Consider the following 11,911-nt stretch of genomic DNA (forward strand, 5'->3'; position numbering starts at 1 on the left):
GGGCTGGACACGCCCGCGATCGTACGGCGCCCCCGCGGTGACGGGGATCTGTCGGCCGGTCGACGCGCGGGTGTCGTGCTCGCGGATCCGCCCTCCCGGCCACTCTCCCTGCTCGCGGTAGCCTGTCCTGTCGTGCCCGGACCCGCGCCAGCCCCTTCGCCCACGACCGGCGCCGATCACGCGGCGGTGGTCGAGATGCTGAGCTACTCCCCCGTGGCGGACGAGCTCGCCCGCCGGTTCGCCGACGCCGGCCACGGCCTCTACCTCGTCGGCGGCAGCGTGCGTGACGCGCTGCTCGGTCGTTTGGACCAGGAGACGCAGCGCAGCGGAGCTCGACCCGTCGAGCACGACCTCGACTTCACGACCGACGCGCGGCCCGACGTCATCCAGCGGCTGCTCTCGGGCTGGGCCGAGGCGGTCTGGGACACGGGCATCGCGTACGGCACGGTCGGCGCGGTGCGCCACGGCGTGACCTGCGAGGTCACCACGTTCCGCGCCGACGCCTACGACGGCGTGACCCGCAACCCCGTGGTCGCGTTCGGCGACACCGTCGAGGGCGACCTCGTGCGCCGCGACTTCACCGCCAACGCGATGGCGCTCTCGCTGCCCGACCGCACGTTCGTCGACCCGTACGGCGGGCTCGCGGCCCTGGCCCGGGGTGTCCTCGACACCCCGACCGACCCGCGCACCTCCTTCGGCGACGACCCGCTGCGCCTGCTGCGCGCGGCGCGCTTCGTCGCGCAGCTGGGGTTCGAGGTCGCGCCGCGCGTGCAGCAGGCGATGACCGAGATGGCCCCGGAGCTGGGGCGGATCACCGCCGAGCGGGAGCAGGCCGAGCTCTCGAAGCTCCTGCTCGGCGCGTACCCCCGGCGCGGGATCGAGCTCCTGGTCGACACGGGGCTCGCCGAGGTCGTGCTGCCCGAGGTGCCGGCGATGCGCCTGGAGATCGACGAGCACGCCCAGCACAAGGACGTCTACGAGCACTCGCTGACGGTCATGGAGCAGGCGATCGGGCGCGAGGAGGACGGCCCCGACCTGGTGCTGCGCCTCGCCGCCCTGCTGCACGACATCGGCAAGCCGGCGACCCGCAAGGTCGAGCCCGGCCGCCGCGTGAGCTTCCACCACCACGAGGTGGTCGGGGCCAAGATGACCCGCAAGCGGCTGCGCGAGCTGCGCTACCCCAAGCAGGTCATCGAGGACGTCGCGCAGCTCGTGTTCCTGCACCTGCGCTTCCACGGCTACGGCAAGGGCGAGTGGACCGACTCCGCGGTGCGCCGGTACGTCACCGACGCCGGGCCGCTGCTCGACCGGCTGCACAAGCTCGTGCGGTCGGACTCGACGACCCGCAACAAGCGCCGGGCCGCCGCGCTGCAGCGCTCCTACGACGACCTCGAGGAGCGGATCGCGCGGATCGCCGAGGAGGAGGACCTGGCGCGCGTGCGCCCGGACCTCGACGGCAACGCGATCATGGAGCTGCTCGGTATCCCGCCGGGCCCGCTGGTCGGGAAGGCGTGGCGCCACCTCAAGGACGTGCGGCTCGAGCGCGGGCCGCTCGACCACGACGAGGCCCGCGAGGAGCTGCTGCGGTGGGCCGCCGACCAGGGAGTCGAGACCGGGACGGAACCGGACGCCTGACGCCTGCGTCGAACCGGGTGTGACATCTCTGGCCTATGTCTTCGGCACCGGGGAGGGCCCGGTGCACCGCCACGTCTCGCCCGCCGACCTCGACCTGGGCCCGTCCGGCGCGACCGACGCGGTCGCGCTCGACTTCGACGGCGACGGCCGGGTCGACGACGCGCTGTGGGACGCCGACGGCGACGGGGTCGCCGACCGCTCGGTGCTCGACCTCGACGACGACGGCCGCCCGGACCACGCCTACACCGACCCGTCGGGGCGCGGGCTCTGGGACACCCGCGCGGACCTGCCCGGCCCGGAGCCGCTCGGCGCGACGCTGACCTGGGCCGACGTTCGCGGCCGGTCGTCGGACGCGGTGGCGGCGCTCGACACCGACGGCGACGGGGTGCTCGACGGCGTCGCCGTGGACGCCGACCACGAGAGCGGCTCGGAGGTGGTGTGCGACCTCGACGGCGACGGGCGCGCCGAGCAGCTGCTCGTCGACGCGGACGGCGACGGCCGCCACGAGCTCGCCTACCTGTCGTCGGAGCCCGGTTCGCCCTCCGCGCGCTGGGACGTGCTGCTGCTCGACACCGACGGCGACGGGTCGGTCGACGCGCTGGTGAACGAGGGGGCGGCGGGCTGGGTCCCACCGTGAGCGCCGCCCTGACGGTTCGCCTGCCAGCGCAGCGCCAGCTCGTGCACCACGAGCCCGAGCAGGTAGATCGCGGCGGCCATCACCAGCAGCAGCGGCGAGCGCCCGCTGGGCGGGCAGAGGAACGCCGCGCCGGCCACGGCGACGACGTAGGTGACGTTGAACGTGGTGTCCGAGAGCGAGAACACCCGCCCGCGCACATCGTCACCGACCTCGCGCTGCACCGCGGCGTCCGAGCAGAGCTTGATCGCCTGGCCGACGAGCCCGAGCACGAACGACCCGGCGAGGATCGTCGGCAGCGTCATCGGCAGGCCCAGCCCGAGCAGCGCGACCGCGGCCAGCACGAGCATGATCCGGACGGTGCCGGGGCGCCCGACCCTGCTGGTCAGCCACGGGGTGAGGAACGCCGCGACCCCGAGACCGGCGGCGACGACGGCCACCACCTCGCCCAGCCCGGCGATCCCGGCCTTGAGCGGCCCGACGTCGGTCAGCGAGTTGCGCATCAGCAGCATCACCACGAGCGTCGTGATGCCGAACGCCAGCCGGTGGGCGGCGACGGCGCCGAACGCGGCGAGCACGCCGGGGGCGTCGCGGGCCGCGCGGGCCCCGTCGACGAGACCGTGCGCCACGGCCCGCAGCGCCTGCGCGGCCTCGCTGCGCTCGTCGGGACCGAGCGAGCCGCGGGCGATCGTCGCGGCCACGAGCACGATGACCAGCGAGCCGACGGCGGCCACGGACGTCGTCCACGCCGCGTTCGCGTCCTCGGGGCCGATGATCCCGCGCAGCCCGATCGCGCAGCCGGCGCCGATGGCCGCGGCGACCGCGCCCGAGGTCGTGACCAGCGAGTTCGCGCCGACCAGGTGCTCGTCGGCGACCACGTGGGGCAGCGCCGCGGACAGGCCGGCCTGGATGAAGCGGCTCACGCCGATCGTCGCCAGCGCGCCGAGGTAGAGCCCCGGCCCGGTGACCCCGGCGAGCACCACCGCCGCCGTGATCAGCGTCAGCACCCCGCGCAGGGCGCCCGCGACGATCATGACGCGGCGCCGGTCCCAGCGGTCGAGCAGCGCCCCGGCGAACGGGCCGATGAGCGAGTACGGCAGCAGGACCGTCGCCAGCCCCAGCGCGACCATCAGGGGGTCGGCCTCACGCTCCGGGCTGAACAGCACCAGCCCGCCGAGCGCGGCCTGGAACACGCCGTCGCCCCACTGCGCGGCGAGCCGGACCGTCAGCAGCTTGCCGAAGCCGGGGTGGGTCAGCAGCTCGCGCAACCGCCGGACCGGGCCCGGCGACGGGGTCGCCCCGCCCACCGCGGGAGCGGTCGGACCGGGAGCAACGGACACGGGAGCCCACGCTACGCGGTCGGGGACGACCGTGGCCCCGGGTGCGGTCCCGGAGGCCGGTCCGCCCGATCGGCGCACGGCCGTGCCCCGTCTCGCCCGATCACCTCGGCGAGAAGGACGACGCCCCGACGCGCCTGCCGCGCCGGGCCGTGCCGGTGCGACGATGGGACGCGTGGCCAGTGGTGTGGGTGAACATCAAGAGGCCGAGGTCGAGGCGGGGACGCTGCTCGTGGCCTCCCCGACCCTGACCGACCCGAACTTCGCGCGCTCGGTCGTCTTCGTGATCGACCACCGGCCCGCCGGCACCCTCGGTGTCGTGCTCAACCGGCCCAGCGAGGTCTCGGTCGCCGACGTCCTGCCCGGCTGGGACCCGCACACCACCCGCCCCAACGCCGTCTTCGTCGGCGGGCCGGTCGAGCAGCGCACCGCCCTGTGCCTCGCGGCCCTGCGCACCGGCGAGGACCCGGCCAGCACCGGCGGCGTCGTCGGCGTCCGCGGCCCCCTCGCGCTCGTCGACCTCGACGGCGACCCCGACGACCTCGCCCCCCGCGTCCGCGGCCTGCGCGTCTTCGCCGGCTACTCGGGCTGGGACCGGGGCCAGCTGCACGGCGAGATCGGGCGCGGCGACTGGTACGTCGTGCCCGCCCTGCCCGACGACGTCCTCGCCCCCGCCGGCTACGACCTCTGGGGCGGGGTGCTGCGCCGCCAGGGCGTCCCCCTCGCCCTCCTCGCCACCCACGTCAGCGAGCCCCGCCGCAACTGATCTTCATCCCTGTGGCGTGCGGGGCGGGAGCGCCGACGTTCCGTGACGCCATCGGGTGACCAGGGGTCCCCCGACCTGCTGAGAACCCTTGGGCGCGGTCCACGCCCGGACACACGATGACCGTCGTCGCGGGTGGATCGGGGGGACGGGTGGGCGCTCGACGTGTCCTGGTGCCGCTGCTCTGCGCGCTGACCACGACGGTCCTGGTCGCCGTCCCGGCCTCGGCCGCGCCCCCGGGCCCGCGCGTCGACCTCCGCGTCCTGGTCGTCCAGGACGGCAGCCCCGAGGTCGACGCCGTCCTCGAGGCGCTCACCGAGGGCGGGGTGCCCACCGACGTCGTCGACCTGTCCGACCCCGCCCGTCGCCCGGTCGACCGCGCCTCGCTGACCGTCCCGGACGCGGTGCCGCACGCCCGCTACCAGGGTGTCGTGCTGCCCGGCGACGCGCCGGTCGAGCTGGCCCCCGCCGAGCTCACGGTGCTCCACGACGTCGAGCGGGAGTTCCGCCTGCGCCAGCTGAACGCCACGGTGCGCGCGACGGCGCGGACCGGGCTCGCCGAGCCGAGCCCAGGTGCGGGCTGGTCGGGCCGGCTGGACGGCGGGGTCGCCCGGCTCACCGATGCGGCCCGCGCCGACGGCTTCGGGGACATGCGCGGCGACGTGCCGGTCGGCGAGGACACCTGGGTCGAGATCGGGACCCCGCTGGCGGGCTACACGACGCTCTTGACGGGGAGCTCGCCCGACGGGACGCACCGCGGGCCGCTGCTGGGCGTCCTGCGCACCGGCGGCCGCGAGGAGCTCGGCCTCTCGTTCTCCTACGCGCCCGGGTCGATGCCCTTCGCCGCGCTGGCGCCGGGCCTCGTCGAGTGGCTGACGCGCGGGGTGCACCTCGGGATGCGGCGCGCCTGGTTCGCCGTCCACGTCGACGACGTGCTCCTCCCGGACGCGCGCTGGGTCGCCGGGGCCCACTGCGCCTACGGGGCGGACTGCCCGCCGACCGTGCCGCCGGCGCCGACCATCCGCATGACCCCGGCCGACGTCGACGCCGCGGCGAGCTGGTCGCACGACCACGACTTCCGCCTCGACCTGGCCTTCAACGGGGCGGGCTCGCGGCTCGCCGCGCCCGGCGGCGACGACCCCCTGCTCGCGGCGCTGCTCGCGCGGCGCGGCGCCTTCGGCTGGATCAACCACACCTGGTCGCACCAGTACCTCGGCTGCGTCCGCGACCACGGGGTCGTGCCCTGGCGCTGCGCCACCGTCCCCCTCCTGGGCTGGACGCGGTACGTGCCCGAGCGGGTGATCGACGACGAGGTGGCCCGCAACACCGCGTTCGCGCGCGACGTCGGCCTGCCGATCAACCCGTCCGAGCTGGTCACCGGCGAGCACAGCGGCCTGCGCGGCGACGAGGAGATGCCCGAGGACAACCCCGGGCTCGCCGGCGCGCTCGACGACGAGGGCATCCGCAGCGTCGCCGCGGACGCGTCGAAGGAGGCCGGCCAGCGCCCGATCGGCGGGGCGCGGACCGTGCCGCGCCACCCCATCGACCTCGACTTCGACACGGCCACGTTCGCCGAGACCGTCGACCAGTACAACTGGTCGCACACCTCCCGCGCCGACGGCGGTGACGGCACCTGCGAGGCCGACGGCGGCTGCGTGCCGCCCGTGCCGGCGGGCGATCCGAGGGCGGGGTTCCTGGGGCGGATCGTGCCGATGGAGGTGACGAAGGCGCTCGGGCACGCGCTGGCCAACGACCCCCGGCCCCACTACGTGCACCAGCCGCAGCTCACCGAGGACCGCACCCTCTACCCGGTGCTGGACCAGGTCCTCGGCTCCTACCGCGCGCTCTACACCGAGGCGCGCCCGCTGCTGGTGCCGACGATGACGCAGTCGGCCGAGGTGCTCGGGCGCCAGGCCGCCTGGGCCACCGCGGCGGGGAGCACCCGCGCCTGGCTGCAGGACGGCATCGTGACGGTGGTGTCGGGCGGGGCGTCCGACCGGCCCGTCGACGTCCCGGTGACCGTGCCGCCCGCGCTCGACGGCGCGTTCGGCGAGCCCTACGGCACCACGCGCTCGGGCTGGGTCCCGGTCGCCGGGGAGCAACGGATCGGAGGAGTGGCCCCGTGAAGGTCGCGCTGGTGACGGAGGGGACGTACCCGATCCACGCGGGTGGCGTGAGCGACTGGTGCGCCCAGCTCGTCCGGAGCCTCCCGGAGATCGACTTCGAGGTCGTCGCCCTGTCGGGGTCGGGACGGGAGACGGCGACCTACACGCCGCCGCCCAACGTCGCCGCGGTGCGGCGGATCGGGCTCTGGGCCGAGCCGGCGCGCCCCCGCCGGCCCCGGCCGCCCGGGCGCCGGTTCCTGCGGACCTACACCGACCTGCTCGACGCGATGCTGCTCGGCGGGCTCGCCGCCCCGCGGGACTTCGAGCACGCCGTGCGGACGCTGCGCGACATGGCCCGCACCGTCGACCTCACCGAGGCGCTGCGCAGCCAGGAGGCCGTCGACCTGGTGCTCGAGGTGACCGCGGCGCTCCCGGAGCTCACCCCGACCCTCGCCGACGCCCTGGCGGTGACCGACCTCGTCGAGCACTTCCTGCGCCCGCTGCAGCTCCCCGCGCCGCGGGCCGACCTCGTGCACTGCACGGTCAACGGGCCGGCGATGCTGCTGGGGATCTGCGCCGCCTGGGAGCACGGGACCCCCGTGCTGCTCTCCGAGCACGGCGTCTACCTGCGGGAACGGTTGATGGCGACGCGGCGCTCCGGCGCCGGGCGCGCCGAGCGGGCCGCTCTGCACGGGTTCTACGCCGCGCTCACCGGCCTCGGCTACCGGCGGGCCGACGCGGTGCTGCCCGTGAGCGGCTTCAACGCGCGCTGGGCGCTGCAGGGCGGCGCCCGCCCGGACGCGGTGCGGCTGCTGCCGAACGGGGTCGACCCCGCCGGGCTCGCGCCGCTCGCGACCGAACCGGACGTCCCGACCCTCGTTTACGCCGGGCGCATCGACCCGCTCAAGGACCTCCACACGCTGCTCGCGGCGTTCGCCCGGGTCCGCCTCGCGGTGCCCGGCGCCCGGCTGCGCCTCTTCGGGGGCGTGCCCGCGGGCAACGAGGGCTACCGGGCCTCGTGCGACGCGCTGGTCGCCGAGCTCGGCCTGGGCGACGCCGTGGTGTTCGAGGGGCCGATCAGCCCGGTGCGCCGCGCGTTCGAGGCCGGCCACGTGGTGGTGCTCTCGAGCGTCTCCGAGGGCCTGCCGCTGACCGTCATCGAGGCCGCGATGTGCGGGCGGCCGGTGGTCGCCACCGACGTCGGCGGCGTCGCCGAGGCCGTCGGCCACGGCGGGATCGTAGTGCCGGCGGGCCACGTGGCGGCGTTCGCCGACGCGTGCGTCGAGCTGCTCACCGACGCCTCGCTGCGCCGGGAGCTCGCCCGCGCCGGGCGGGACCACGCCCGGCGGCGGTTCACGCTCGACCGCTTCCGCACCGACATCCGGGCGATCTACGCCCACCACACCGGGTCCGCCGCGGCGCCGGCGCCCCACGGCCTCGCCCCCGCGCCGTCCGACGAGGGCCGCACGGTCGAGGAGGTCGGCCGCGGATGGGCGTGAAACGTGTCGACTCCGCGGTCGCGCACGCCGCGGGCTCGTCGACGACCCGCTTCGAGGCGGCCGTGGTGATCGAGGGTGCCGGGGTCAACGACCGCGTGGCCTCGCAGCGCTACGGCGCCGCCGACGTCTTCGACCTCGCCGGCCGGCTCGTCGCCGACCGGCGCCGCCCGCGCTCGGAACCCGCCGCCGCGCCCCCGCGCCGGACGTGGTCCACGGCCGGCGACCCGCGGTGGCTCCCGGCGCGGGGAGTGCTCTACGCCGTCCCCGCGGTGGTCGCGCTCGCGCTGCTGCCCAGCGAGGACCCGGTGTCGGCCACGCTGATGCTCGGCGGGCTGGTGCTGGCCTGGGCGGCGGCGTACGGCGTCGCGAGCGTGGCCTGGTCGTACCTCGGCAACCTCGACCGGCCCGCCGCCCGGCGCTTCCTGCGGCGCGCCCTGCTCGTCGGGACCGGCGTCGCGCTGGTGCTGGCGGTCGCGGCGGTGTTCGGCGCGCTGGTGCTCACGGCGACGATGTCGGTCGACCTCGTCACCGTCGTGCTGCTCACCGGGCAGGCGGCGTACCTGCTCGCGGCGGCGGCCCTGCTGCTGTGCGGCCGGGAGGCCTGGCTGCTCGGCGCGCTGCTCCCGGCCGTCGTCGGCGCCGTGCTCGGTCTGCTCGTGCCGCACGAGGGGCCGGCGAGCGCGCTCGCCAACCCGACCAGCGGCGTCCCCGCCCGCGACCTGCTGTGGCCGGCCGCGTCGGTGGTGCTCGCGGTCGTCCTCGCCCTCGTCGCGACCCGCGGCGGACGCCGGCCGGTGTCCGCTCTGCCCCGGTCGGCGTGGACGCACGCCGGCGCGCAGGTCGGGTTCGGGCTCTTCGTCGCCGTGCTCGTGCTGTTCCCGGCGCTCGAGCAGCTGCTCGACCCGGGGTTCGACCCGCTGCCGCTCACGCTCACCTCGCTCGCGCTGCCGCTGGTGCTGACCACGGGCGTCGCGGAGTGGCTCCTCGTCCGCTTCCGGGAGCGGACCGGGGCGCTGCTCGCCGCCACCGGCTCGGCGTCGCGGTTCGCCCGCGGGGCGCGGCACGCGGCGCTGCGCGCCCATCTGCTGTACCTCGTCGCGCTCACGGGGGCGACCGTGCTGTTCGGCGCGGCGGTGGCGGTCTCGATGCCCGGCTGGGACGTCCGCCTGGTGCTGCTGGGGGCCGACTACGTCGTGCTCGGCACCGCACTCTTCGCCGCGGCCGTGGCCACCGCGCTCGGCCGGGGCGACCGCGTCCTCGCCCTGCTCGCGGCGGCCGTGGCCGGGCTGGCGGCGTTCATCGTGCGCGGCCAGGCCGTGCCCGCCTCCGGCACCGCGGCGATCCTCTGGCACCTCGGGACCGGCGTGGTGCTGCTCGCCGTCCTCGGGGTCCTCGTGCGGCGCTCCGCCGGGGTCCCGGTGCGGCACCGATGAGCGTCACGAGCGTGGGCGTCCCCGCCTACTTCCACCCGCGGCGCGAGGCCGCCGACTGGGCGCGCCTGCGGGCCCTCGGCGACCGGCTGGGCATCGTGGTGGTCAACCCCGACACCGGGCCCGGCGCCGGCGACGCCGCGTACCGGACCGCGGTCCGCGACCTGCCCGGGCTGGTCGCCGGCTACGTCGACACCGACTACGCCCGCCGCCCGCTCGCCGACGTGCTCGCCGACGTCGCGGCGTACTGCCGGCTGCACGGGATCGAGGCCGTCTTCGCCGACCAGGTCACGTCGTCGGCCGAGCACCTGCCCTACTACGCGCGCCTCGCGGCGGCCGTCGACGCCGCGCTGATCCTCAACCCGGGCGTGCGCCCGGACCCCGGCTACCTGCGGCTGGCCGCGGTGGTCGTGACCTTCGAGGGCCCGTGGTCGGCGCACGCCGCCCTCGACACGCCGGACCCGCCGGGCCTCGCCGCCACCTGGCACCTCGTCCACGGGGTGCCCGACGGCGAGGAGGAGCGGACGCTCGCGCGGGCGACCGCGCTGGGGGCGACCCACGCCTACGCCACCGGGGCGGCGCTACCGAACCCCTGGGGCGCGCTGCCGACCTGGCTGGGCCCGTGACGCGCGCGGGCCTCGTGGCCCTCGTGTGCGGCGGGCTGATGATGGCGCTCGCGTGCGGGTCGCCCGCCGGGGCCGGCGGCGGGGTCCCGGCGCCGGCGGGCAGCACCTGGCAGTACCAGCTCCAGGGCCCCGTGGACACGTCCGTCGACGCGGCCACCTACGACGTCGACCTGTTCAGCACCTCCGCGCAGACCGTCGCGGCGCTGCACGCCGACGGGCGCCAGGTCGTCTGCTACGTCAACGCGGGCGCGCTGGAGGACTGGCGGCCGGACGCCGGGGCGCTGCCCGAGGAGGTGCGCGGGCAGGAGCTGGAGGACTGGCCGGACGAGTACTGGCTCGACGTCCGGCGCACCGACGTCCTCGAGCCCTGGCTCGCGGCGCGCTTCGACCTGTGCAAGGAGAAGGGCTTCGACGCCGTCGAGCCCGACAACGTCGACGGCTACACCCACCCCACCGGCTTCCCGCTCACCGAGGACGACCAGCTGGCCTACAACCGCCTGCTCGCCCGCCTCGCCCACGAGCGCGGCCTGGCCGTCGGGCTGAAGAACGACCTCGACCAGGTCGACGACCTCGTCGGCGACTTCGACTTCGCGGTCAACGAGCAGTGCGCCCAGTACCGCGAGTGCGAGGCGCTCGCGCCGTTCGTGGCGGCGCAGAAGCCCGTCTACCACGTGGAGTACGACCTCCCGCTGGCGTCGTTCTGCCCGCCGCCGACGGGGTTCCGCTCGATCCGCAAGAACATCGTCCTCGACGCCCCCGTGGAGACCTGCCCCGCCCCGGCGCCCTGAGCCACGAGGTGTCGCCGCTCGCTCGTCGCGCCGAGTGCTCCGACCGGGCCTAGCGTCGACGCCGTGCGACGCGTCGAACCCGGACCCGGCCAGGAATCGGTGTGGGACTACCCGCGCCCCCCGCGCGCCGAGGCCGTCCGCCGGCGCGCGGTCGTCACGCACGCCGGCACCGTCGTCGCCGACTCCGACGACCTCGTCCGCGTGCTCGAGACCAGCCACCCGCCGACGTGGTACCTGCCGCGCACGGCGTTCGCCGACGGCGTCCTGCGTCCGGCGCAGCGGCGCACGGTCTGCGAGTGGAAGGGGACCGCGCGCTACGTCGACATCGTGGTCCCGGGTGCGGCGCCGCTGACCGACGTGGGCTGGTGGTATCCCGAGGACGCCGTCTACCCCGCGCTCGCCGACCGCGTCGCGCTCTACCCCGCCCCGTTCGACGAGATCACCCTCGACGGCGAGCGCGTCGAGCCCCAGCCCGGCGGGTTCTACGGCGGGTGGATCACCGCGGACGTCGTCGGCCCGTTCAAGGGCGCGCCGGGCACCTGGGGCTGGTGACTCAGGCCTCTGCCTGAGCTCGCGGGCAGATCGCGCACGAGCCCCCGCACAGGCCCGTGGCAGGCGCGCACTCGTCGGCCGGGGAGGGCTCCTCCGGCGTCACCGCCGTGCACGGCGTCGCCGGCAGGGCCATGAGGGCGTCGTTCTCGGCGTGCTCCGCGTCCGCGACGCGGGAACCGACGACGCCGCCGGCACCGAGCAGGCCGACCAGCGCCAGGGCGCCGAGCACGAGCATCGTCACGCCCGCCGCGGTCGTCGCGGCGCCGAGCGCGGCCCCCGCCCCGACGAGCCCGGCGACGCCGGCGCCGACGAAGGCCGGCGCGGCGGCGCGGTTGGCGCGGCGGAAGGCGTCGACGCTGCCCATGGTCCACACCGTGCGGACGCCGAGCACGCGGTTGCGCGGCAGGCGGTGGAACATCGCGAGGACGCCGGCGCCGCCCACCACCAGGGCCGCCGCCGCCAGGACCAGGGCCGGGACGATCACACCCCCAGAGTAGGCTCGCCTGCGTCCTCGCAGGGATCCGCGGTGCCCCGTCGTGCGG

At 76.4% G+C, this 11,911-nt stretch carries 10 protein-coding genes; 8 read left to right on the plus strand and 2 right to left on the minus strand.

Annotated features, from left to right (window positions below; genetic code table 11):
• The first annotated feature begins 132 nt into the window (after window positions 1-132).
• The gene (locus tag EV188_RS13840; RefSeq protein ID WP_279536738.1) at window positions 133-1,635 is read left to right on the plus strand and encodes a CCA tRNA nucleotidyltransferase; all 1,503 of its coding nucleotides are present in this window, start codon (window positions 133-135) and stop codon (window positions 1,633-1,635) included.
• Window positions 1,636-2,148: 513 nt separating this feature from the next.
• On the opposite strand, the gene EV188_RS13850 is transcribed toward EV188_RS13840, so the two are convergent.
• A complete protein-coding gene (locus tag EV188_RS13850) occupies window positions 2,149-3,609 on the minus strand; it encodes an MFS transporter (protein ID WP_133826825.1) in 1,461 nt (486 codons plus the stop codon).
• Between the two features lie 172 nt (window positions 3,610-3,781).
• On the opposite strand from EV188_RS13850, the gene EV188_RS13855 reads away from it, so the two are divergent.
• The 7 genes from EV188_RS13855 to EV188_RS13885 all read left to right on the plus strand — a co-directional run bounded on the left by EV188_RS13855 (window position 3,782) and on the right by EV188_RS13885 (window position 11,369).
• Window positions 3,782-4,372 (plus strand): YqgE/AlgH family protein, encoded by a 591-nt coding sequence (locus EV188_RS13855; protein ID WP_243741679.1) that lies wholly within the window; start codon window positions 3,782-3,784, stop codon window positions 4,370-4,372.
• A gap of 149 nt (window positions 4,373-4,521) precedes the next feature.
• Window positions 4,522-6,495 carry a hypothetical protein gene (locus EV188_RS13860; protein WP_133826827.1) on the plus strand — a complete coding sequence of 658 codons (1,974 nt, stop codon included), beginning with the start codon at window positions 4,522-4,524 and terminating at the stop codon, window positions 6,493-6,495.
• Complete coding sequence (pelF, locus tag EV188_RS13865) at window positions 6,492-7,973, plus strand: GT4 family glycosyltransferase PelF (RefSeq protein WP_133826828.1); 1,482 nt, start codon at window positions 6,492-6,494, stop codon at window positions 7,971-7,973. The genes EV188_RS13860 and pelF overlap by 4 nt, the downstream gene beginning before the upstream one ends.
• The gene (locus EV188_RS13870) at window positions 7,964-9,406 is read left to right on the plus strand and encodes a hypothetical protein (RefSeq protein ID WP_133826829.1); all 1,443 of its coding nucleotides are present in this window, start codon (window positions 7,964-7,966) and stop codon (window positions 9,404-9,406) included. The genes pelF and EV188_RS13870 overlap by 10 nt, the downstream gene beginning before the upstream one ends.
• Window positions 9,403-10,029, plus strand: a complete 627-nt coding sequence (locus EV188_RS13875) for a spherulation-specific family 4 protein (protein WP_133826830.1) — start codon at window positions 9,403-9,405, stop codon at window positions 10,027-10,029. The genes EV188_RS13870 and EV188_RS13875 overlap by 4 nt, the downstream gene beginning before the upstream one ends.
• Window positions 10,026-10,817, plus strand: coding sequence for an endo alpha-1,4 polygalactosaminidase (locus EV188_RS13880; RefSeq protein WP_208114178.1), 792 nt, complete (start codon window positions 10,026-10,028; stop codon window positions 10,815-10,817). Before EV188_RS13875 ends, EV188_RS13880 begins: the two co-directional genes overlap by 4 nt.
• A gap of 63 nt (window positions 10,818-10,880) precedes the next feature.
• Window positions 10,881-11,369, plus strand: a complete 489-nt coding sequence (locus EV188_RS13885; RefSeq protein WP_133826831.1) for a DUF427 domain-containing protein — start codon at window positions 10,881-10,883, stop codon at window positions 11,367-11,369.
• A gap of 1 nt (window position 11,370) precedes the next feature.
• Here the strand turns inward: EV188_RS13885 and EV188_RS13890 are convergent, their stop codons facing one another.
• Window positions 11,371-11,853 carry an SdpI family protein gene (locus tag EV188_RS13890; RefSeq protein WP_133826832.1) on the minus strand — a complete coding sequence of 161 codons (483 nt, stop codon included), beginning with the start codon at window positions 11,851-11,853 and terminating at the stop codon, window positions 11,371-11,373.
• Between the last annotated feature and the right edge of the window lie 58 nt (window positions 11,854-11,911).

It is taken from the genome of Actinomycetospora succinea (assembly GCF_004363095.1).
GTDB classification, from domain to species: Bacteria; Actinomycetota; Actinomycetes; order Mycobacteriales; family Pseudonocardiaceae; genus Actinomycetospora; species Actinomycetospora succinea.